Origin of the sequence: Achromobacter aegrifaciens, from assembly GCF_902859965.1 — a bacterium.
GTDB lineage: Bacteria > Pseudomonadota > Gammaproteobacteria > Burkholderiales > Burkholderiaceae_B > Achromobacter > Achromobacter aegrifaciens.
On the sequence record NZ_CADIKO010000003.1, the window covers coordinates 804023 to 826808 of the forward strand.

At 67.0% G+C, this 22786-nt stretch carries 19 protein-coding genes; 15 read left to right on the forward strand and 4 right to left on the reverse strand.

All coding sequences use genetic code 11. The annotated features are described in order from the left end of the window. Positions 1-4: 4 nt before the first annotated feature. From zapE to HV793_RS22740, 9 genes are all read left to right on the forward strand, one after another. On the forward strand, positions 5-1096 hold the full coding sequence (gene zapE, locus HV793_RS22700; RefSeq protein ID WP_175213973.1) for a cell division protein ZapE: 1092 nt from the start codon (positions 5-7) through the stop codon (positions 1094-1096). A gap of 110 nt (positions 1097-1206) precedes the next feature. Next, entirely contained in the window at positions 1207-1740 is a 534-nt protein-coding gene (locus HV793_RS22705) for a sigma-70 family RNA polymerase sigma factor (RefSeq protein WP_082400675.1), read from the forward strand. After that, a complete protein-coding gene (locus HV793_RS22710; protein ID WP_119450935.1) occupies positions 1733-2692 on the forward strand; it encodes a FecR domain-containing protein in 960 nt (319 codons plus the stop codon). The genes HV793_RS22705 and HV793_RS22710 overlap by 8 nt, the downstream gene beginning before the upstream one ends. 139 nt (positions 2693-2831) lie before the next feature. Continuing rightward, complete coding sequence (locus HV793_RS22715) at positions 2832-5285, forward strand: TonB-dependent siderophore receptor (protein ID WP_425321813.1); 2454 nt, start codon at positions 2832-2834, stop codon at positions 5283-5285. 104 nt (positions 5286-5389) lie between these two features. Further along, a complete protein-coding gene (locus tag HV793_RS22720; protein WP_119450933.1) occupies positions 5390-6022 on the forward strand; it encodes a DUF4198 domain-containing protein in 633 nt (210 codons plus the stop codon). Between the two features lie 23 nt (positions 6023-6045). Further along, entirely contained in the window at positions 6046-6327 is a 282-nt protein-coding gene (locus HV793_RS22725; RefSeq protein ID WP_054450781.1) for a DUF3649 domain-containing protein, read from the forward strand. Further along, positions 6324-7952, forward strand: a complete 1629-nt coding sequence (locus HV793_RS22730) for a PepSY-associated TM helix domain-containing protein (protein WP_054450783.1) — start codon at positions 6324-6326, stop codon at positions 7950-7952. The genes HV793_RS22725 and HV793_RS22730 overlap by 4 nt, the downstream gene beginning before the upstream one ends. After that, positions 7949-8272 carry a DUF3325 domain-containing protein gene (locus tag HV793_RS22735; RefSeq protein ID WP_054450784.1) on the forward strand — a complete coding sequence of 108 codons (324 nt, stop codon included), beginning with the start codon at positions 7949-7951 and terminating at the stop codon, positions 8270-8272. The genes HV793_RS22730 and HV793_RS22735 overlap by 4 nt, the downstream gene beginning before the upstream one ends. Before the next feature lie 56 nt (positions 8273-8328). After that, the gene (locus HV793_RS22740) at positions 8329-9681 is read left to right on the forward strand and encodes a tryptophan--tRNA ligase (protein WP_054450785.1); all 1353 of its coding nucleotides are present in this window, start codon (positions 8329-8331) and stop codon (positions 9679-9681) included. A 34-nt stretch (positions 9682-9715) separates the two neighbouring features. Here HV793_RS22740 and HV793_RS22745 read toward each other — a convergent pair whose 3' ends face one another. Then, positions 9716-10222: a hypothetical protein gene (locus HV793_RS22745; RefSeq protein ID WP_054450787.1), complete on the reverse strand. Its 507-nt coding sequence runs from the start codon at positions 10220-10222 to the stop codon at positions 9716-9718. A 279-nt stretch (positions 10223-10501) separates the two neighbouring features. After that, positions 10502-12877 carry an RNA-binding transcriptional accessory protein Tex gene (gene tex / locus HV793_RS22750; RefSeq protein WP_054450789.1) on the reverse strand — a complete coding sequence of 792 codons (2376 nt, stop codon included), beginning with the start codon at positions 12875-12877 and terminating at the stop codon, positions 10502-10504. Positions 12878-13082: 205 nt separating this feature from the next. On the opposite strand from tex, the gene yoaA reads away from it, so the two are divergent. After that, positions 13083-15179 carry a DNA repair helicase YoaA gene (yoaA, locus tag HV793_RS22755; RefSeq protein ID WP_119450932.1) on the forward strand — a complete coding sequence of 699 codons (2097 nt, stop codon included), beginning with the start codon at positions 13083-13085 and terminating at the stop codon, positions 15177-15179. A gap of 68 nt (positions 15180-15247) precedes the next feature. On the opposite strand, the gene HV793_RS22760 is transcribed toward yoaA, so the two are convergent. Further along, complete coding sequence (locus HV793_RS22760; RefSeq protein WP_175213975.1) at positions 15248-16459, reverse strand: MFS transporter; 1212 nt, start codon at positions 16457-16459, stop codon at positions 15248-15250. An 85-nt stretch (positions 16460-16544) separates the two neighbouring features. Here HV793_RS22760 and HV793_RS22765 point away from each other — a divergent pair, with 85 nt between their 5' ends. After that, positions 16545-17486, forward strand: a complete 942-nt coding sequence (locus tag HV793_RS22765; RefSeq protein WP_054450795.1) for a GlxA family transcriptional regulator — start codon at positions 16545-16547, stop codon at positions 17484-17486. Between the two features lie 48 nt (positions 17487-17534). Here the strand turns inward: HV793_RS22765 and HV793_RS22770 are convergent, their stop codons facing one another. Next, positions 17535-18293 (reverse strand): outer membrane protein assembly factor BamD, encoded by a 759-nt coding sequence (locus tag HV793_RS22770; RefSeq protein ID WP_233564578.1) that lies wholly within the window; start codon positions 18291-18293, stop codon positions 17535-17537. A 137-nt stretch (positions 18294-18430) separates the two neighbouring features. Here HV793_RS22770 and HV793_RS22775 point away from each other — a divergent pair, with 137 nt between their 5' ends. The 4 genes from HV793_RS22775 to phbB all read left to right on the forward strand — a co-directional run bounded on the left by HV793_RS22775 (position 18431) and on the right by phbB (position 22755). Beyond that, complete coding sequence (locus HV793_RS22775; protein ID WP_054450799.1) at positions 18431-19429, forward strand: RluA family pseudouridine synthase; 999 nt, start codon at positions 18431-18433, stop codon at positions 19427-19429. Next, on the forward strand, positions 19417-20181 hold the full coding sequence (gene pgeF / locus HV793_RS22780; protein ID WP_054450801.1) for a peptidoglycan editing factor PgeF: 765 nt from the start codon (positions 19417-19419) through the stop codon (positions 20179-20181). Before HV793_RS22775 ends, pgeF begins: the two co-directional genes overlap by 13 nt. A 124-nt stretch (positions 20182-20305) precedes the next feature. Further along, positions 20306-21940, forward strand: coding sequence for a class I poly(R)-hydroxyalkanoic acid synthase (phaC, locus tag HV793_RS22785; protein ID WP_054450803.1), 1635 nt, complete (start codon positions 20306-20308; stop codon positions 21938-21940). 77 nt (positions 21941-22017) lie between these two features. After that, positions 22018-22755: an acetoacetyl-CoA reductase gene (phbB, locus tag HV793_RS22790; RefSeq protein WP_054450805.1), complete on the forward strand. Its 738-nt coding sequence runs from the start codon at positions 22018-22020 to the stop codon at positions 22753-22755. Positions 22756-22786 lie beyond the last annotated feature (31 nt).

A 22786-nucleotide genomic window follows, 5' to 3' on the forward strand; every position in this document is an offset into this window, starting at 1 on the left:
CCACATGAACGTCCGCGAATACTACGAACACGCCCTGGCCGAACGCGGCTACAAGCCCGACGAAGCCCAGAAAAAGGCGATCGACCGGCTGCAGCGCTATTTCGACGAATGGGTCAAGTTCAAGTCGATGCGCTCGAACGCGCTGAAGAAGCTGCTGAACCGCCCCGACGTGCCGCGCGGCGTGTACCTGTGGGGCGGAGTGGGGCGGGGCAAGAGCTTCCTGATGGACGCCTTCTACGCCACCGTGCCCGTGGTGCGCAAGACGCGCCTGCACTTCCACGAGTTCATGCGCGGCGTGCACCGCGAACTCGAAGAAGTGAAGGGCATGCAGGATCCGCTGGACGAAGTGGCCAGGCGCGTGGCCAAACGCTACCGCCTGATCTGCTTCGACGAGTTCCACGTGTCCGACGTGGCCGACGCGATGATCCTGCACCGGCTGCTGTTCAAGCTGTTCGAGTACGGCACGTCCTTCGTGATGACGTCCAACTACGAGCCCTCGACCCTGTATCCGGACGGCCTGCACCGCGACCGCATCCTGCCCGCGATCCAGCTGATCCAGGCGCGCATGGACATCATGAACGTGGACGCCGGCGTGGACTACCGCCGCCGCTCGCTGGAACAGGTGCAGTGCTATCACACGCCGCTGGACGAGCGCGCCCAGAAAGCATTGCAGGAAGCATTCGACAGCCTGGCCGACACGCCGCCCCAGGATCCGGTGCTGCATATCGAGCACCGCGAGATCCGCGCGCTGGCGATGGGCGGATCGGTGGTGTGGTTCGATTTCGCCACGCTTTGCGGCGGGCCGCGTTCGCAGAACGATTATCTGGAGTTGGCCAACCGCTTCCATGCGGTGATCCTGTCGGGCGTGCCGCGCATGGGACCGCGGCAGGCTTCGGAGGCGCGCCGCTTCACCTGGCTGATCGACGTGTTCTATGACCACCGCGTCAAGCTCATCATGTCCGCCGAGTGCGAACCCGAGGAGATCTACACGGAAGGCGCGCTGGCCAATGAATTCCACCGCACGGTCTCGCGCATCCTGGAAATGCAGTCGCGCGAGTACCTGGAATCGGAACGCCGCCACACCGTGTCGTTGTAGTCGCGCCGCATCTGTCCGAATTTTCCGGGCAGATCGCGGTTGAAATTGGTAATACAAGTCATTATCAATTAAGATTTGGAGACTTCTGGTCCAGCACCGCAGTTTCCAACGTGTCTTCCACCCTCTTGTCCGCATCGGCCGCGCGCACCGACCCTTCCGCCGCGCCCGTCGATGGCCTGTACCGCGATCACCGCCCCTGGCTGTTCGGCTGGCTGCGCCGCAGGCTTGGCTGCGAGCACCGGGCCGAAGACCTGGCGCAAGACGTGTTTCTGCGCGTGATCCAGGGCCGCAAGGCGGTGCGCGCCGGCGAAGCCCGCGGACTGCTGACCACCATTGCCAAGGGCCTGGTGGTGGACCACCAGCGGCATGCGGCATTGGAACGGGCCTATCTCGCCTACCTGGCCGCCATACCCGAGGCTTATGCGCCGTCCCCCGAAGAGCAGACCGAGCAACTGCAATCGCTGGCGCGGCTGGACCGTCTGCTGGACGGCTTGCCGCCCAAGGCGCGTTCCGCGTTCCTGCTGTCGCAGCTCGACGGGCTGACCTATCCCGAGATCGCCCAGCGGCTTGAAGTCTCCTTGAGTTCGGTGCAGCAATACATGGTGCGCGCCATGACCGCGTGCTACGCGGCCTTTGATGACTAGCGCCGCGGACCCCGTCGCCGACCAGGCGATCGCCTGGTGGGTGCGGCTGCAATCCGGCCTGGCCGGTGCGGCAGAGCGGCAGTCCTGCGAGGCATGGCTGGCGCAGGATCCCGCGCATCGCTGCGCGTGGGATCGCTTGCAGCGCATCAGTCAGGATGCGCGGCGCGTGCCGGCGGCGTTGGCGCATGACGCGCTGACGCGTTCTGCATCGTCCTCGCCCCGATCGGCCGGCCGTCGCACGGTATTGCGCGGATTGCTGGCTGTTGGCGGCACGGCTTTTACCGGTTGGGCGGGCTACCGGCATACGCCGTGGCAGCGACTGGCGGCGGACCTCAGCACCGGCACAGGCGAACGGCTGGCCGTTGCGGTGGCTGATGGATTGCACATCACCTTGAACAGCGACAGCGCGGTGCGCCTGCACTTGCAGGACGATGCCCGCGGCCTGGACCTGTTGCGCGGTGAAGTGCTGGTGCGGACCGAAATGCGGCCCGCCATGGCGGCTCTGCGCGTGGATACCGGGCATGGCGAACTGCGCGCCGAACGGGCGCGCTTTGACCTGCGGCGCACCGCCGCAGGCGCGCGCTTGGGCGTGTACGAAGGCAGCGTGACGCTACTGCGCGGCGGCGTGGCTACGCATGCGGAAGCCGGGGAGCGCCTGGAATTCTCCGAGCATGGCGAAGTCGGCCGTCTTGCCTCCGATCCCGACCGGCTGGCCTGGACCGACGGGCTGGTGGTGGCCAAGGACTGGCGCCTGGACTACTTCGCGCAATACCTGGCTCGCCAGCGCCTGGGCATGATCCGGGTGGATCCGGCGGTGGCCGGTCTGCGGCTGTCGGGCGTATTTCCGCTGGATGACGCCGAGCGTGCGCTCAAGGCACTGGAGCCCGCCTTGCCCATCCGCGTGACGCGGCATACGCAGTATTGGCTGCAGGTCGGTCCGCGCGAGGCCTGAGCGTTACAAATTTTTTTGCCTGCGGCTTGCAGGTTTTCCGATCCCGTACGGAAGGCAGGGATAGATACCACCGTACAGGGAGAGTTTTGTGTCCGCTTCATCTCACTCGCGCTTGCGCGCCCCCTTGTCTGCCGGCCGCATGGCCCTGCTGGCCGCCATGTGCGCGGGCGGGCTTGCCGCCGGCATGCCGCAGGCCTGGGCGCAGCCGGCGCCCGCTTCCGCGAACGCGCCGCGCAGCTACCAGATCGCTGCCGGCTCCTTGGCCGATGCCCTGACGCAGTTCGCGCGCAGCGCTGGCGTGGTCCTGTCGTTCGATCCGGCGCTGGTGCGGGGACGCCGCTCGGACGGGTTGGACGGCGCCTACTCGGTGGGCGCGGGATTCGCCCGCATCCTGTCGGGCAGCGGTTTGCAGGCGCGTGCGCAGTCGGGCAATACCTGGACGCTGCTGCAGGTTGCCGCACCCGCGGGCGACACGCCCACGCTGGCGCCGGTGACCGTGTCGGGCATGTCCGACAGCGCAATCACGACGGTGGGCTACGTGGCCACGGTGAGCGCCAGCGCCACCAAGACCGACACGCCGCTGATCGAAACGCCGCAGTCGGTATCGGTCGTCACGCGCGAGCAGATCACGGAGCAGGGCGCGCAGACACTGAACCAGGTGCTGCGCTACACCGCGGGCGTGGCCACCGAATCGCGCGGTGCCACCGCCACGCGCCTGGACCAGTTCAGCGTGCGCGGCTTTCAGGCTTCGTCCTACCTGGACGGCTTGCGAGTATTCGGCGGGCGCGACGCCTTGCCGCAGGTGGACACCTATCGCCTGGAGCGCGTGGACGTGCTGAAGGGACCGGCCTCCGTCATGTACGGGCAGGGCGGCCCGGGCGGCGTGGTCAACCAGGTCAGCAAGCGCCCGCTGGAAGAGACGCTGCGCGAGGTCGAGGTGCAGGTCGGCAACTATGACTACCGTCGCGCCAACTTCGATTTCGGCGGTCCGGTCGATGAAGACGGCAAGTTCCTGTACCGCCTGGTCGGCTCGGGCTACATGTCAGACGGCCAGGTCAAGGACACCAAGGAACGCCGCTACTTCGTGTCGCCGGCCTTTACCTGGAAGCCCAGCAGCGACACGACGCTGACGGTGCTGACCAACTTCCAGCGCGATCCCGACATGGGTTCCTATGGCAGCGTGCCGGCCATGCGCACGCTGCTTTCCGCGCCCGACGGCATCCGCCTGCCGGCCGATTACTACGACGGCGACGCCAATTTCGAAAAGAGCGACCGCAAGAGCTATTCGCTGGGCTATGTGCTGGAGCACCGCTTCAACGACAACATCAAGGCATCGCAAAGCCTGCGCTGGACGCGTGCGGAAGCGCAGTACCGCAGCATCTACGGCGCGATGACCAATAACTACGGCTTTACCGACAAGACCTACCGCTACCAGCAGCGCGCGTCGATCGCGACGGATGTGGACGTGGGCGCGCTGGTGCTGGACAACAATGTGCAGGCGCGCTTCAACACCGGCCCCTTCGCCCACACCACGCTGCTGGGCTTTGACTATCAGCACGTCAAGACCGACACGCTGTCCGGCTTTGGCACCGCGCCCGCGCTGGATGTGCTGAACCCGAACAATCATCAGAACATCCCGGCGCCGGCGTTCTCGACGGATGCGACCAACAAGCAGTACCAGACCGGCCTGTACTTCCAGGACCAGATCAAGATCGATCGCCTCTCGGTGTTGCTGGGTGGCCGCTACGACTGGTCGCGCACCGTGGGCGAGACCACCACGATCGCCACCGGACGGGTCGCGCCGTCCTCGCTGAATGCGGAGAAGTTCACGGGCCGCCTGGGTGCGATCTACAACTTCGACAACGGCGTGGCGCCGTACTTCAGCTATTCGGAATCGTTCGAGCCGCAGTCCGGCACGGGCTGGCAGAACAAGCCGTTCAAGCCGATCGAAGGCAACCAGTACGAGGTCGGCATCAAGTACCAGCCGCCGGGCAGCGCCACGCTGCTGTCGTTTGCGGCGTTCGACATCCGCCGCGAGAACATGACCACCACCGATCCGGATCCGACCCACATCTGCGGCACGGCGGGCGGACGCTGCTCGATCCAGGCGGGCGAGCTGCGCACGCAGGGCATCGAGCTCGAAGCCAAGACCGAGCCGCTGCGCGGCCTGACGCTGGTGGCTGCTTACTCCTTGATGGACAACGAGTACTCCAAGGGCTATCCCAACGCCGCGGGCATGAACCTGAAGGGCAAGACGCCGGTGGGCGTGCCTTCGCAACAGGCGTCCGCCTGGGCCCGCTACCAGTTGCAGGACGGTCCGCTGGCGGGCGTGGGAGTGGGTGGCGGCGTGCGCTACATCGGTTCCTCGTATGCCAACGAGACCAACACCCTGAAGGTGCCGTCGGTCACGCTGTTCGACCTGATGCTGGACTACGACCTGGGCCGCGCGTCGCCGTCGCTCAAGGGCATGCAGGTGGCGCTGAACGTGCAGAACCTGTTCGACAAGGAATACATCGCGTCGTGCTCGGGCGATTCCTGGTGCTGGTACGGCTACCAGCGCTCCATCAAGGCCAGCCTGCGCTATCGCTGGTAAGTCTTGCTGCTAGTTCGAAGTGAGAATGGTTATAATTTAAAACCCTCCGAATCGGGCTTGGGCCGCGGGGCTGGTCCGATCCGGTCCTCTAAAGGAAATCAATAATGACATTCGCAAGAACCTTGGCCGCCATTGCCCTGTTGGGCACGGCGGGCGCCGCGCAGGCGCATTTCGTTTGGTTGGAACGCAGCGCCGAGGGACCGGCCAAGGCGTATTTCGGGGAATGGGCGGATGACGTGCGCGAAAAGCGTGACGGCCTGCTCGGCAAGATCATGGTCGCGCCCGTCGTTACGGGCGCCGATGGCAAGCCGCTGAAGGCCTCGGGCGAAGGCGCCGACTTCCTCGAATTCGCGGCGGCGGGCAAGGGCGACGTGCGCTTGCGCCAGGCCTACCAGTTCAAGGACACCCTGGTGCAGTACGGCGCCAAGGCCGGCCGCGCGGACACCGAGGGCAAGCTGGACCTGGAACTCGTGCCGGTCGCGGCGGGGACCAACGCCTTCGTGCTGCAGTTCAAGGGCAAGCCGCTGGCGAAGACGGAAGTCACCGTATTCGGCCCGCCCAAGTGGGAGAAGCGCTTCCACAGCGATGAAAACGGCCGCATCGAAATCACCACCCCGTGGCCCGGCCAGTACGTGCTCGAAGCCGCCCACGTCGAAGACAAGGCGGGGGAGGCCGACGGCAAGGCATACGCCAAGATCCGCTACGTTTCCACTACTACCTTCAACGTGTCCCAGTGAAAGCTCCCGCTGCCGGCGCAGGCATGATGCGCTACCGTCTGGCCGTCTTTTCCAGGGCGGCGGCCGCCATCCTGGGCGGCTATGTTCTGGCGTCGGCGGCAGCCGCCTGCCTGGCGATCTGGCTGCCCATGCGGCGGCCGGACGCCGTGGTCACGGCGCAGATGCTGTCCTTCGTGTTCTACGCCTGCGGCGTGATCTGGGTTTTTGCCACGCGCAATGCCTGGCGCGCCTGGGCCGGCGTGCTGGCGCCCGCCGCGCTCCTGGGCGGGCTGTTCGCGATCGGCCGCGCGATGGGGGCGGCATGAAGGCGAAAGTGGAAAAGGCGCCGGGCGAGGAAGGCCTGCGCCAATCCATGTCCTGGCTGCACACCTGGTCGGGACTGATCTTCGGCTGGGTGCTGTTCGCGATGTTCCTGACCGGCACGCTGGCGTTCTTCCGCCCCGAGATTACGGCCTGGATGCAGCCCGAGATCCAGACGCGGCCCGCGCCTGCGGCGCAGTCCGTGACTGCTGCACAGAACTACCTGGCGGAACATGCGCCCGACGCCACGCGCTGGTTCATCACGCCGCCGTCCGACCGCGAACCGCTCATCCAACTGCTCTACCAAGTGCCCAAGCCCAAGCCGGGCGAACGCGGTTTCGTGCGCGTGAAGCTGGACCCCGCCACCGGCCAGGCCCTGACCGCGCGCGAGACGCGTGGCGGCGACTTCTTCTACCGCTTCCATTTCGAACTGGAAACCGCGTTTCCCTGGGGGCGCTGGCTGGCCAGCATCGCCGGCATGTTCATGCTGGTGGCCATCATCAGCGGCATCATCACCCACAAGAAGATATTCACCGACTTCTTCACGTTCCGGCCCGGGAAAGGCGGGCAGCGCGCCTGGATGGACGGCCACAACGCCTTGTCCGTGCTGGGGCTGCCGTTCCACCTGATGATCACGTTCAGCGGGCTGGTGCTGTTCATGGCCATGCTGATGCCGGCCGGCATACTGGCCGTCTACGAGAGCCCCAGGCAGTATTCCGACGAGGTCTTCAAGTCCTTCAGGATCACTCCCGCGCGCAACGAGCCCGCGCCGCTGACCGCGCTGGCGCCGCTGGTGGAGCAGGCGCAGCAGCACTGGCAAGGCGGCCGGGTGGGGCGCATCACCGTCAATCATCCCGGCGATGCCGGCGCGACCGTGACCCTGGTGCGCGACGCCGCGGATGGCGTGTCGTTCGGCAAGCTGGCGCCCTACATGCGTTTTGACGGCGTCACGGGCGCATTCCAGGAAGGCGAGGACGAGCTCGGCGCCACGGCGCGTACGGCGGGCGTCATCGTCGGCCTGCACCTGGGATTGTTTGCCGAACCGTTTTTGCGCTGGCTCTATTTCCTGGTCAGCATGGCGGGCACGGCGATGGTGGGCACGGGCCTGGTCCTGTGGATCGCCAAGCGGCGGCAGAAGGCGCGTCCGGGGGCGCGCGAAGCGTTTTCGTTGCGCCTGGTCGATGCGCTCAACGCCGGCACGGTCGCTGGCCTGTTCATCTCGATCGCCGCCTTTTTTTGGGCCAACCGCCTCCTGCCGATCGACCTGGCGGGCAGGCAGTTCTGGGAATCGCGCGCCTTCTTCGCCGTCTGGGGCTTGTCGCTGGTCTACGCCTTCCTGTTCCAGCGCAGCAAGTGGCGCGACCTGTTGGCCGCGGCCGCGGCCTCCCTGGCGCTGGTGCCGGTGGTCAACGCCCTGACGACCTCGCGCCATCTCGGGGTGTCGCTGCCTGCGGGCGATTGGGTCATGGCTGGTTTTGACCTGACCTGCCTGGCCGGGGCGCTGCTGCTGGCCTGGATGGCGCGCAAGGCGGCCCGCGCCAGCAAAGCGGGCGCCAAGGCGCCCGCCAAGGGCCGCGCCGCATCCAAGCCGTCCCAGCCCGCCTACGAACCTAGAGGTGATACGCCATGACGCTAGCTGCCTTCTGCCTGGCCTACGCGGGCTTTTCCGCCCTGTGCCTGGGCATGGACCGCCACTACGAAGACCTGTTCGACCGCGCGCTGCCGCGGCGTCACAGGTTGCCTTTGCGCCTGTTCGGCTGGGGGGCGCTGGCTTTGTCCTTGTGCGCCTCGGCGGCGGTCTGGGGCTGGAGCTACGGCACGGTGGAATGGATCGGCATTCTGAGCATCGCCGGGCTGCTCCTGATCTGGTTCCTGACGTTCCGGCCGCGCGCCGCGCTGACCGCGGGCGGGCTGTGCGCGCTGGCGGCGCCAGTGTTGGCCGTCCTGTAGCCGCGCGCCCGGCAAGTTACACTGGGCGTTTCCCCCAGCAAACGCCTCTTCGCCTCATGAATACCCGCGTCCTCACCGGCATCACCACCTCTGGAACTCCCCACCTCGGCAACTACGCGGGCGCGATCCGTCCCGCCGTTCAGGCCAGCGCGCAGCCCGGCGTGGACGCATTCTTCTTCATGGCGGATTACCACGCCCTCATCAAGTGCGACGACCCTGCCCGCGTGGCGCGCTCGCGCCTTGAAATCGCCGCGACCTGGCTGGCGGTGGGCCTGGACCACGAGCGCGTGACCTTCTACCGCCAGTCGGACATCCCCGAGATCCCCGAGCTGACCTGGCTGTTGAACTGCGTCACGGCCAAGGGCCTGATGAACCGGGCGCACGCCTATAAGGCGTCGGTGGACCAGAACACGGAAAAGGGTCTGGAACCGGACGATGGCGTGACCATGGGCCTGTTCTCGTACCCGGTGCTGATGGCCGCTGACATCGTCATGTTCAACGCCAACAAGGTGCCGGTGGGCCGTGACCAGATCCAGCATCTGGAAATGGCGCGCGACATCGCCCAGCGCTTCAACCACCTGTACGGCCGCGACTATTTCACGCTGCCGGAAGTGGTGATCGAAGAAGACGTGGCGACCTTGCCGGGCCTGGACGGCCGCAAGATGTCCAAGAGCTACAACAACACCATTCCGCTGTTCGAGGGCGGCGCCAGCGCGCTGCGCGCGGCGGTGATGCGCATCGTGACCGATTCGCGCGCGCCGGGCGAACCCAAGGACGCCGAGAACTCGCACCTGTACACCATCTACCGCGCCTTCGCCACGCACGAACAGGCTGCCGCGCTGCGCAAGCAGCTCGAAGAAGGCATGGGCTGGGGCGAAGCCAAGCAGGCGCTGTACGACCACCTGGAAAACCTGCTGGCGCCCATGCGCGAGAAGTATTTCGACCTGATGGCCAACCCTGGCCGCATCGAAGACATCCTGCAGGCCGGCGCCGCCAAGGCGCGCAAGCTGGCCACGCCTTTCATGCAGGAACTGCGCCAGGCCGTGGGCCTGCGCAACCTGGAAGCCGGCTCGGGCGCCAAGGCCGCGCAGCCCAAGAAGGAAAAGGGCAAGGGCGCGCGCTTCGTCAGCTTCCGCGACGAGGACGGCAGCTTCCGTTTCCGCCTGCTGGCAGCGGATGGCGAGGAACTGCTGTTGTCGCAGCGTTTCGCCGATCCGAAGGAAGCCGGCGCGTTGATGCGCCGTCTGCAAGCGGAACCGGCCGATGCGGTGCTGAAGGCCGATGGGCAAGGCTATGCCGCGATGATCGACGGCGTGGCCGTGGCCACCGCGCCGGCTGGCGCGCAAGACGAATCCGGCGCCTTGCTGGAACGCGCGCGCGCCGCGCTGTCGTCTTTGTCGCAGGAATAAACCCAAGGGGCCGGCGCGCAGCCGGCCCGGCGGTTCAGGCCGCGCGGGCGCTGGCTACGATGCGCCCGTCGCGCACCTGGAAGCGCTGGGCGCTGCCCTGTCCGGCGATTTCCAGCATGTCGCCTTCCGTGTAGCCCGTGACATTCGGGCAGTCCAGCCATTCGGGGTTGATGAACGGGAAGTACTTGAGCGTGCCGCTGCCCTGGCTGGCAAAATCGAAGGTGGTGTTGGCGACCACTTCCGGATCCCATTGGCTGGCATCGAAAGTCAGCGCGCAACCCGCGCCGATACGGTAGGTGATGCTGGCGCCCATGCTGGCGAATCCCAGTGCGCCGACGTGCAACTGCGCCCCATTGCTCAATTCGATGATGCGGCTGCCCAGCCGCTCCAGCGTGATGTGCTTGAAACTGACTTCGGCGCCATCGACAAGCAGGTGCGAATACTGGCCCAGGGTGATTTCGCTGTAGACGCCGCTGGCGTTGGCTTCCTCGGCGGTGAGGGTTGCCGTTTCATTGGCGGCAAGCGTGATGGTATGGGACATGGCTGGGCGGATCTCCGGTCGTTCGGGGCAGGGCGCTGTTGTTCTTGTGCTGCTCCCCGGCAGGCGCTATGCGCCTTGGCTCGCCTGCTCGCGGGGGGCTTGTGCCGCCTTGCGGCCTGGCGCCGCCGGGTTTTATTATTTGGACACAATTAGATATTTTCTATCATTTTTGATAGGTTTGGCTTGAGAGAAGACAAGTAACCCGCCTCTTTACGGGTAAGCCCTAGGTAAAAAAAAACCGGCGCATCAGGCGCCGGTTTTCCGTGGGGCGGGTCTCGCTCAACGCTTGAGCTTGGCGAACGCGTCCGCCATGGCGCTGTTCATGCCGGCGCCGGCCCCGGCGCCGCCGCGGCTGCCGTCGCCCTGCGGACGGCGGTTGCGGTCGCCGCCCTTGGGGGCGTCGCCGCTGCGGCGGGCGGGAGCTGCGGTGTCGTTCAGGCGCATGGTCAACGCGACGCGCTTGCGCGCCACGTCCACTTCCAGCACCTTCACGCTGACCGTCTGGCCCACCCGCACGACGTCGCGCGGATCCTTCACGAACTTTTCGGCAAGGGCCGAGATGTGGACCAGACCGTCCTGGTGCACGCCGATGTCCACGAACGCGCCGAAGTTCGCTACGTTGGTCACAACGCCTTCCAGCACCATGCCCGGGTACAGGTCGTTCAGGGTTTCGACGCCTTCCTTGAACTGCGCCGTCTTGAACTCCGGACGCGGATCGCGGCCGGGCTTTTCCAGTTCGGCGAAGATGTCGCGCACCGTCGGCAGGCCGAAGCGCTCGTCGGTGAAGTCGGACGGCGACACGCCCTTGAGCGCTTCGCGCTGGCCGATGATCTGCTTCACCTCGGCCTTGATCTTGGCGACGATGCGTTCGACCACCGGATAGGCTTCGGGGTGAACCGACGAGGCGTCCAGCGGGTTGTCGCCGTTGGGAATGCGCAGGAAGCCCGCGGCTTGTTCGAATGCCTTGTCGCCAAAGCGCGGCACCTTGCGCAGGATCTCGCGGGTCGGGAAGGCGCCGTTCTCGTCGCGCCAGGCGACGATGTTCTTGGCCAGCAGCGAATTCAGGCCGGACACGCGGGCCAGCAGGGCGGCCGACGCGGTGTTCACGTCCACGCCCACGGCGTTCACGCAATCCTCGACCACGGCGTCCAGCGAACGCGCCAGCTCGCGCTGGTTGACGTCGTGCTGGTACTGGCCCACGCCGATGGCCTTGGGATCGATCTTGACCAGTTCGGCCAGCGGATCCTGCAGGCGGCGGGCGATGGACACCGCGCCGCGCAGCGTCACGTCCAGGTCGGGGAATTCCTGGGCCGCGGTTTCAGACGCCGAATAGACGGAAGCGCCGGCCTCGGAGACCACCACGCGGGTGACCTTCAGGTCCGGGAAGCGTTCCATCATGTCGCCCACCAGCTTCTCGCTTTCGCGCGAGGCGGTGCCGTTGCCGATGGCGATCAGGTCGACCTTGTGGCGCGCCACCAGGGCGGCCAGCGTGTTGATGGTGCCGTCGCGGTCGCGGCGCGGTTCGAACGGGTAGACGGTGGTGGTGTCCACGACCTTGCCGGTCTGGTCGATCACGGCGACCTTGCAACCGGTGCGGATGCCGGGGTCCAGGCCCAGCACGGCCTTGGGGCCGGCGGGCGCGGCCAGCAGCAGGTCCTTCAGGTTGGCGGCGAACACCCGGATGGCTTCGGCTTCGCCGCTTTCGCGCAGGCGGCCGATCAGCTCGCTTTCGAACGCCGTCAGCAGCTTCACGCGCCAGGTCCAGCGGCAGACTTCGCCCAGCCAGCGCGCGCGCGGCGTGGCGTCCAGCGCGAACAGGCCGTTGCCCAGCTTGAGGAAGCCGGCGATGCGGGCCACGCAGGGATGCGGCGTCTGCGCTTCCAGTTCGGCTTCCAGGCCCAGGCGCAGTTCCAGCACGCCTTGCTGGCGGCCGCGCAGCAGCGCCAGGATACGGTGCGAGGGCAGGGTGCGCAGCGGTTCGTTGAAGTCGAACCAGTCGCGGAAATTGGCGCCCTCGGTTTCCTTGCCGTCGACCACCTTGGAATGGATCAGGCCGGTGGACCACAGGTGCTCGCGCATGTCGGCCAGCAGATCCGCGTTTTCCGCGTAGCGCTCGGCCAGGATGTCGCGCGCGCCGTCGAGCGCGGCCTTGGCGTCGTTGATGGACGCTTCGGGATTCAGGTATTGCGCGGCGAGCGCGGCGGGGTCGCAGGCGGGATCGGCGAGGATGCCGTCGGCCAGCGGCTCCAGGCCCGCTTCGCGGGCGATCTGGGCGCGGGTGCGGCGCTTGGGCTTGTACGGCGCGTACAAGTCTTCCAGGCGCTGCTTGGTGTCGGCGGTGGCGATTTCCTGCTGCAGCGCTTGCGTGAGCTTGCCCTGTTGCGAGATGGATTCAAGAATGGAGCCGCGGCGCTCTTCGAGTTCGCGCAGATAGCCCAGGCGCACTTCGAGATTGCGCAGCACGGTATCGTCCAGGCCGCCGGTGGCTTCCTTGCGATAGCGGGCGATGAAGGGCACGGTGGCGCCATCGTCCAGGAGTTCCACCGCCGAAGCGATCTGGGAGGCGCGCGTGCCCAGCTCGGTGGCGAGCTGCGCGACGATGCGGGCGTTGTCGACGCCGGCGGCGACGTACGTGATAGCGGAAGTTTCAGACATCTCGATACGACGACAAAAAGGAAAAACAAGGGGCGGATTGTGCCATAAGCCGCTGTTACAAAACGTGCCAAGGTGGACGGATATGTCCCCCTCGCGACGGCCTGGCGGCCAATCCGCGGCCCGGCAGCGGGTATCATTTGGTCCTTTCCCACCCAAGTGTCTGGCGCCCGAACCGCAACCGGCACCGGTTCACCGTTGACTCGCTATGCTGGACCTGGATATCTCCGAATTCTTCGACGCCGACGGGCCTTTGGCCACGGCTTTGCCCGGCTACAAGCCCCGGCCTTCACAGGTCGAACTCTCGCAGGCCATAGGGCAGGCCATCCAGGACCGCGCCACCTTGGTGGCGGAGGCAGGCACCGGCATCGGCAAAACCTGGGCCTATCTTGTACCCGCCTTCATCCAGGGCGGCAAGGTGCTGATTTCCACGGGTACGCGGACCCTGCAGGACCAGCTTTTCGCCCGTGACCTGCCGCGCGTACGCGCGGCGTTGGCCGCGCCGGTGACGGCCGCGCTGCTCAAGGGCCGCGGCAACTACGTCTGTCATTACCACCTGGACCGCCTGCAGGGCGACGAGCGCGCGCTGAAGTCGCGCACCGAAATCCAGCAGTTGCGCCAGATCCAGGTGTTCGCGGGCATTTCCAAGACGGGCGACCGCGGCGACCTGGCGCAGGTACCGGAAGACGCCGACATCTGGCAGCGCGTGACCTCCACGCGCGAGAACTGCCTGGGCCAGGAATGCCCGCGCATCCGCGACTGCTTCGTGGTGAAGGCGCGCCGCCAGGCGCAGGAAGCCGACGTGGTGGTCGTGAACCATGCCCTGTTCATGGCCGACCTGGTGCTGCGCGAAGAGGGCGTGACCGACCTGCTGCCCGAAGCGGACACCGTGATCTTCGACGAAGCGCACCAGTTGCCGGACACGGCCACCCGCTTTCTGGGCAGCAGCGTGTCCACGCACCAGTTGCTGGATTTCGGCCGCGCGCTGGAAGCGGCCGGCCTGGCCTACGCGCGCGAAGCCGCCAAATGGAGCGACGTCAGCCGCCATGTGGAAACGGCGGCGCGCGAGCTGCGCCTGGTCTGTGCGCCGCTGGACCGTATGCCCGGCCGCAAGGCGACTTTCGAGGCCATCCCCAATCCCGAGGAATTCGACGAAGCGCTGTTGGCGCTGCGCGAGGCCGTGGACGGCGCGGCCAAGGCGCTGGGCGCGGTGGCCGAAAAGCACCCGGACCTGATGGCGGCCGCGCGCAGCGGCGCCGAGATTTCGGTGCGGCTGAAGCGCTGGGCCACGCCGGGACGGGCGGGCGCAGATCATTCCGACGAAGGCTGGGGCCGCGACGACCAGGCGTCCGAACCCGTCGTGCAATCGGCGCTGGGCGACGGACTGCCCACGCCTGCCGCCATCCTGGAGGGCGCGGCCGCGGCGGAACAATGGACCGGCCCGGCGGTGCGCTGGGTCGAACACGGGCAGCACCACGTGCGCCTGCATTCGGCGCCGCTGTCGGTGGCCCAGGCTTTTTCCAAGTACCGCAAGCCGGGCCAGGCCTGGATCATGACCTCGGCCACGCTGTCCGTGAACGGCGAGTTCACGCACTTCACCAGCCAGCTGGGGCTGGAGAAGGCGCGCACGGGTAAATGGGAATCGCCCTTCGACTATCCCGAACAGGCCTTGCTGTTCGTGCCGCGCGGCATGCCCGAACCGCAATCGCCGCAGTTCCTCGACCGCTTCGTGCAGACCCTGCTGCCGCTGCTGGAGGCCAGCCCTGGCGGCACGCTGGTGCTGTGCACGACGCTGCGCGCGGTGGACAAGGTCGCCAACCTGCTGGCCGACGCCTTCGACGATGCCGGCCATGAATGGCCCTTGCTCAAGCAGGGCGAGGGCACGCGCCGCGATCTGCTGGACCGCTTCTGCAAACTGGAGCATCCGGTGCTGGTGGGCAGCGCCAGTTTCTGGGAAGGCATAGACCTGCCCGGCGACGTGCTGACCCTGGTGGCGATCGACAAGCTGCCGTTCGCGCCGCCCGACGATCCGGTCATCGAGGCGCGCCTGCGCGCCTGCCGTGCGCATGGCGGCAATCCCTTTGCGGAATACCAACTGCCCGAAGCCGCGATCTCGCTCAAGCAGGGCGCGGGCCGTCTGATCCGTACGGAATCGGACTGGGGCGTGCTCATGGTGGGCGACGCGCGCCTGGTCGAAAAGCCTTATGGCAAGCGCCTGTGGCGCGGTCTGCCGCCGTTCGCGCGGACGCGCGAACTGGAAGAAGTACTGGCGTTCTACCGGCGCAAGCAGGATCCGCAGGACTAGCGGCCGTTCACGCCACAATCAGCCAGCCCTGGGGCTGCCCGCGCCAGCGGGCGCCCCTGCCAGCCGCCTCAGGCCGCGACCCGTTCCGTCCGCCGCGACATCGCCCACCACCCGGTCATGACCGCGGCCAGGCCCACGATGGGCAGCATGGCGGCGTTCAACGTTTCCCAGCCCATGCGCACGAGCGCCGGACCCGCGGCCAGCGTGGCCAGGGCGGTGGTGGCGTAGCGCAGCATTTCGGCGGCTCCTTGTACGCGCGCCCGTTCGGCGGGACGGTAGGACTGCGCCAGCAGCGTGGTGCCGCCGACAAACATGAAGTTCCAGCCCACGCCCAGGCAGAACAATGCCGCGTGGAAGGCCGTGAGCGAAGTCGATTGCATCGCGATCAGCGAGCAGGCCGCGTTCAGCGCCATGCCCATGCCAAGCACGCGGGGCAGCCCCAGCCGGTTGATCAGCGCGCCGGCGAAGAAGGCCGGGGCGTACATGCCGATCAGGTGCCACTGCATGATGCTGGCGCCATCGGCGATGCTGTGCTGGCAGGCGACCGCGGCCAGCGGCGCGGCCGTCATGACAAACATCATCGACACCGAACCCACGACATTGTTGGCCAGGGCCGCCACGAAAATCGGCTGCCGCATGACCTCGCCCAAAGGACGGGCCGGCAGGCCTGCGGCCTGCGTGTCGGCGGGCTGGCCGCCTTCGCCTTCCTGGTCGCGGTAGGCGAAGAGCAGCAGCGCGCTGGCGGCTCCCAGCAGCGCCACCATCAGATAGGCGCCGGAGAAGATCGCGGCGGGAAAGATGTCCTTGGCCCAGGCCGCCAGCGCCGGCCCCGCGATGGCGGCGATGACGCCGCCCGTCAGGACCACGGATATGGCGCGGCTCTTGGCCTCGGCGGGTACCGCGTCGGCGGCGGCCAGGCGGTAGTACTGCGCAAACGCCTGGAACACGCCGACCAGCGCCGTGCCCAGGCAGAAGAGCCAGAAGTCGCTGGCGAACACCGCGGCCACGGAAATCAGCCCGCCGGCCGCGCCCGCCAGCGATCCCAGCATGAAGCCCGCACGGCGGCCGATGCGCTGCATGAGCAGCGATGCATACCAGGTGACCGCGGCGCCCGCCACGGTGATCAGCGCGAACGGCAGCGTGGCCAGGGCCGGATGCGGCGCCAGCATCTGGCCGGTCAGCGCCGTCAGGGTCAGGTCGATGGAGATCGCCGCGATGTACAGGCCCTGGCAGACGGCGAGGATGCGGGCATTGCGCAGGCCGCGCGTGGAGGAGGTCATGGCTGTGGGAGTCCGGAGGATTGACAGGCCCCACTCTAGCGCCGGAAACTATGGCAAGAATGAATATTTTCCCTCATTTCATGCCATGACCCATCGCGTCTGCATTCTGCCCGTACCCAACTTCCAGCTGCTCGACATGGCAGGCCCGCTGTCGGTCTTCCAGATCGCTGCCGAACTGGTGCCGGGCGCCTACGAAGTGGCCGTGGCGTCGGCCGAAGGCGGCCTGGTCCGCTGTTCGGCCGGCGTGCCCGTGCTGACGCGGCCCTGGCGCGGTCTGCGCGCCGACACCGTGCTGGTGCCGGGCGGCCAGGGCGCGCGCGAACCCCAGGCGGCCCCGGCCATGCTGGCCTATCTGCGCGCCGCGCATGCGCGCGGCCGGCGCGTGGCCAGCGTCTGCACCGGCGCGTTCGTGCTGGCGCAGGCCGGCATCCTGCAAGGGCGCCGCGTGACCACCCACTGGCGTCATGCCGCCGAACTGCAGCAGCGCCATCCCGCGCTTGCGGTGGAAGCGGACCGCATCTACGTCGAGGACCGCGCGGTCTGGACCTCGGCGGGCATCACGGCCGGCATCGACCTGGCGCTGGCCATGGTGCAGGCGGACCACGGCGAGGCGGTCGCCCGCGCCACCGCTCGCGAGATGGTGGTCTATCACCGGCGCACGGGAGGGCAGTCGCAGTTCTCTGCATTGCAGGACCTGGCGCCAGCCAGCGGACGCATGCGCGAGGTGCTGGCCCATGTGGGCCAGCACCTGGACGAAGTCCTGGACATCGAGCGCCTGGCCGGCGTGGCCTGCCTGAGTCCGCGCCAGTTCTGCCGCCAGTTCAAGCTGGAAACCGGGCAGACCCCGGCCAAGGCCGTGGAGCGCGTGCGCGCCGAGGCTGCGCGTGAACTGGTCGAGGAAGGCGAGGCCGGCATGGATGCCATCGCGCGCCGGGTGGGCTTCGGCGATACGGAGCGCATGCGCCGCGCCTTCATCCGCATCTACGGGCAGCCGCCGCAAGCGCTGCGGCGCGGCGCGCCGGCATGAAAAAGCCCCTGCGTGGCAGGGGCTTTGCTTGGTGCGGCGGGCGTTACGTCAGTTGAACGGGTTCCACCAGCTCTTGTCGGCCTTCAGGCCCTTGGTCTTGAATTCGCTGTTGGGGAAGTTCTTGTCGTACACGCGCTGCGAGTCGTTCTTCAGTTCGGTCAGGCCGAGCTTGTCGTAGGACTCGACCATCAGATAGAGCGCTTCCTCGGTGGCGGGGGCGCCTTCGAAGTCGGTGATGACGGTCTGCGCACGGTTGGCCGCGGCCACGTAGGCGCCGCGCTCGTAGTAGTAGCGGGCGACGTGCACTTCGTTCATGGCGATGGTGTTGACCAGCCAGGCGACGCGCTTCTCGGCATCCACCGTGTACTTGCTGTCCGGGTAGCGCTTGATCAGCTCGTTGAACGCGTCGTAGGACGCGCGCAGGCCCTTGGGATCGCGCTCGGCGGGATCCTGGCCGGTGATGCTGCTCATGAAGGCGCTGGCCGGGGTGAAGTTGATCAGGCCCTTCAGGTAAAGGGCGTAGTCGGTGCCGGGGTGATTGGGGTAGAGCTGCTGGAAGCGGTCGATGGCGGCCAGGGCCTGCTCGTTTTCGCCGTCCTTCCAGTTGACGTAGGCAAGCTCAAGCAGGGCTTGCTGGGCGTAGACGCCGAAGGGGTAGCGGCTTTCGATCGCGGTCAGGCGTTCGCGCGCTTCTTTCCAGCCGCCCGAGGCCATTTCCGCCTTGGCGTCTGCGTAGAGCTGTTCGGCGCTCCAGTTGGTGGTCTTGTCGTACTTGCTGTTGCTCGAGCCGCAACCGGCGATGACCATCACGGCGAGCAGCGCGATAACCACGCGCAAGACCGGCCCGCTTCGGGAGGCGGGATTCGAGGGAGCTGCGGAGTGGTGAATCACGAGAATCGTATCCTTGGTGTTAGCATGCAAGGCTGATTATATGATTTGTCTCCATGTCTGATACAGCCTCCGGCGCGGATCTCGTTTCCGACGACGAACTCCTGGGTATTTCCGAAGAAAACCCGCAGGGGGAACCGCAATTTGTAACAGTGCCTTCCGGCACGCGCGCCGACCGGTTGGACAAGGTGCTCGCGGGGCTGATGCCCGAGCATTCCCGCAGCCGGCTGCAGGGCTGGATCGAGGCCGGCAACGTCCACGTGAACGGCAAGCCCGGCAAGATCCGCCAGACGGTCGGACCCGACGACGAACTCACCGTCTGGCCCCAGCCCGCGCCCGAAACCCTGGCCTTCGCGCCCGAACCCGTGGAGTTCGCGGTCGTGGCCGAAAGCCCCGACTGGATCGTGGTGAACAAGCCCGCCGGCCTGGTGACGCATCCTGGCGCCGGCAACTGGAGCGGCACGCTGCTCAACGGCCTGCTGTACCGCTATCCCGAACTGGCGCAGGTGGCGCGCGCCGGCATCGTGCACCGCCTGGACAAGGACACCTCCGGCCTGATGGTCGTGGCGCGCAACGAAACCGCCCAGACCCACCTGGTGCGCCAATTGCAGGCGCGCAGCATGGGCCGCGAGTACGTGGCGCTGGTCCACGGCTGGCTGGCCGCGGCCGGCAAGGTCGATCGTCCCATCGGCCGCGATGCGCGCGTGCCGGTCCGCATGAGCGTGGAGCGCCCGGTGGCGCCCAAGCCCGCCATCACCCATTACATGCCCGCCCGCCGCGGCGAGGCGGATCCCGGCGGCCGCGTCACCGAAGTGGTGTGCCGCCTGGAAACCGGCCGCACCCATCAGATCCGCGTGCACATGGCCAGCCTGGGGCATCCGCTGCTGGCCGATACCATCTACGGCGGCAAGAACATTGCGGGCGCGCAGCGGCAGATGCTGCATGCGCGCGCGCTGCATTTCGAAGATCCGGGCGGTCGCGGCGAAGTCGACTTCACCGCGGCCGTGCCTCCCGACATGAGCTTGGTCCAGGAAGAGATTGCATGGAACGCGTAGTGGCAGGCTTGCCGGTGGTGACGGGCCCGCAATGGCCGGGCGTGAACTACTTCTGCACGACCCGGGCAGGGGGCGTGGGCGTCGCGCCGCACGACACCTTGAATCTGGGCCGCCGCGCCGGGGACGATCCGGACACGGTGACTGAGAACCGGCGCCGCGTGCGCGCTGCGCTGCCGGCCGAACCCCTGTGGCTGCGTCAGGTCCATGGCAGCGTAGTGGTGGATGCCGATCAGGCCGACCTGCCGGACGAGCCGGCGGTCGACGCCAGCGTCACGGCGCAGCCCGGCCGCGTGCTGGCCGTGATGGTTGCCGATTGCCTGCCCGTGGTCATCGCCGATGCGCAAGGCACGGTGCTGGGCGCGGCGCATGCCGGCTGGCGCGGCCTGTCGGGCGGCGTGCTGGAGAACACGCTCGCGGCCATGCGCGCCAAGGCGCCGCAGGCCTCGGGCTGGCGCGCCTGGGTCGGCCCCGGCATCGGCCCGCAGGCGTTCGAGGTCGGGCAGGACGTACTGGACGCGTTCACCAAGGACGATCCGGCAACCCTGCGCTACTTCACGCCGCGGCCGGGCATTTCCGGAAAATGGCTGGCCGACCTCGCCGGATTGGCTGATTTCCGCCTGCGCCGCGCCGGAGTACAAGAAGTGTCCTTGAGCGGGATGTGCACGGTGGCCGGGGCGGACCGGTTCTTCTCGTACCGCCGCGACGGCGAAACCGGACGCATGGCTTTGCTGGCCTGGCTAGGCCCGGTTTGATCTGGCGCAAGGCCCGCAGCCGGCCTTGCGTCATACCCTGTCAGGCCTCCTTGTATACCCGCATTGACAGTCCCGGACCCGGAATGCAACATCAATCGCGTAGTTTCGATAACAAGGTGTCGAAGTGAATGCCAATCTCTCCGCAGGGCCCATTCCGGTGAGCGTGGCACCGGAAGTCCTGGCCGACATTCAGGCCGAATTCTCCCGCGAGTGGCAGCGCCTTTGCGATGACGCCCGCCGTGGCGCGCTTGCGCCGCCGCCAGACCGCCGTTTTTCGGGCGATGCCTGGGCCTCCAATCATTCGCACCTGCTGCTGGCGCATACCTATCTGCTGTCGGCCCGCGCCATGTCGCGCATGGTCGACGCGGCCCAGGTCAGCGAGCCCATGCGCGATCGCCTGCGCTTTTCCATCATGCAATGGGTCGACGCGTTGTCGCCGTCGAACTTCCTGGCGTTGAACCCGGATGCCCAGCAATCCATCGTCGAAAGCGCCGGACGCGCGCTCAACGAAGGGCTGGCCAATCTGCTGGGCGACGTCAAGAAAGGCCGCATCACGCAGACCGACGAATCGCAGTTCGAGATCGGCCGCAACGTCGCCGTGACGCCGGGCGAAGTGGTGTTTGAAAACCGGTTGTTCCAGCTCATCCAGTACGCGCCGTCGACCGCCACCGTGCACGAACGGCCGCTGGTCATCGTTCCGCCGAACATCAACAAGTTCTACATCCTGGACCTGCAGCCCGAAAATTCCTTCGTGCGGCACGCGGTGGACCAGGGCTATACGGTATTCCTGATTTCCTGGCGCAATCCGGTGTCCAGCGACACCGATGGCGTGGACCGCGCGACTTGGTCCGATTATCTGGACGACGCGGTGCTGCAGGCGCTGCGCGTGGCCAGCGACATCACCAAACAGCCGCAGGTCAATGCGCTGGGCTTCTGCGTGGGCGGCACGATGCTGGCTTCCGCGCTGGCCCTGGCCGAGGCGCGCGGCGAGCATCCGGTCGCGTCGCTGACCCTGTTGACCTCGCTGCTGGATTTCCACGATACCGGCATCCTCAACGTCTTCGTCGACGAAGCGCACGCGCTGCTGCGCGACCACCAGTTGGGGCAGGGCGGGCTGATGCCCGGGCGCGATCTCGCCACCACGTTCTCGTTCCTGCGGCCCAACGAGCTGGTCTGGAACTATGTGGTCGGCAACTACCTGAAAGGCCAGAAGCCGCCCGCGTTCGACCTGCTGTTCTGGAATGGCGACAGCACCAATCTGCCCGGCCCGTTCTTCTCCTGGTATTTCCGCAATACCTATCTGGAGAACAACCTCAAGGTGCCGGGCCGCGCGCAGGCCGCGGGCCTGCCGCTGGACCTGACGCGCCTGGAAATGCCGGCGTACATCTTCGGGTCACGCGAGGACCATATCGTGCCCTGGGTTTCGGCGTATGCGTCGACCCAGGTGCTGCGCGGACCGCAGCGCTTCGTGCTGGGGGCGTCCGGCCACATCGCCGGCGTGGTGAACCCTCCGGCGAAGAAGCGCCGCAGCTACTGGGCTGCTGACAAGCTTGAACAGTCAGGCCATCATCTGCCTGGCGACCCGAACACCTGGTTCGCGCAAGCGGTCGAGACGCCGGGCAGCTGGTGGCCCGATTGGGCCGGCTGGCTGTCGGGCCATTCCGGCAAGCAGGTCAAGGCGCGTGAAAAATTGGGCAATGCCAAGTACCGGCCGATAGAGCCGGCGCCTGGCAGATATGTGAAAGTCCGGGCAGCCTGAAGCCGCGACCAGCGGTTAGGCCCAGACGAGAAGAAGGTTAATCAACGAGGCGTCCGTCGCACACAGGAGGAAGTCCAATGAGCGGAAAACTGGCTTACGTTACAGGCGGGATGGGCGGTATCGGCACCTCTATTTGCCAGCGCTTGGCCAAGGATGGCTTTCGCGTGGTGGCAGGTTGCGGCCCCAGCCGCAACTACCAGCAGTGGCTGGATGAGCAGGCAGCGCAGGGCTACACGTTCTACGCGTCCGTGGGCAACGTGTCCGATTGGGACTCCACGGTAGAAGCCTTCGAACGGGTCACGAAGGAGCTGGGCCCGGTCGACGTGCTGGTCAACAACGCGGGCATCACCCGCGATGGCCTGTTCCGCAAGATGAGCGCGGACGATTGGCGCGCGGTCATCGACACCAACCTGAACAGCTTGTTCAATGTGACCAAACAGGTGATCGACGGCATGGTCGAACGCCAGTGGGGGCGCATCATCAACATCAGCTCGGTGAACGGGCAGAAAGGCCAGTTCGGCCAGACGAACTATTCGACCGCCAAGGCCGGCATCCATGGCTTCACCATGGCGTTGGCCCAGGAAGTCGCCAGCAAGGGCGTCACCGTCAACACGATTTCGCCCGGCTACATCGGCACCGACATGGTCCGCGCCATCCGTCCCGACGTGCTGGAAAAGATCGTCGCCACCATCCCGGTGCGCCGCCTTGGCACGCCGGAAGAAATCGCGTCCATGACGTCGTGGTTGGCCTCGGACGAGTCCGGCTTTTCGACGGGCGCGGACTTCTCGCTCAATGGCGGCCTGCACATGGGCTGACCCATCGCGGGCCGCCAGCGGGCGGCCCGTC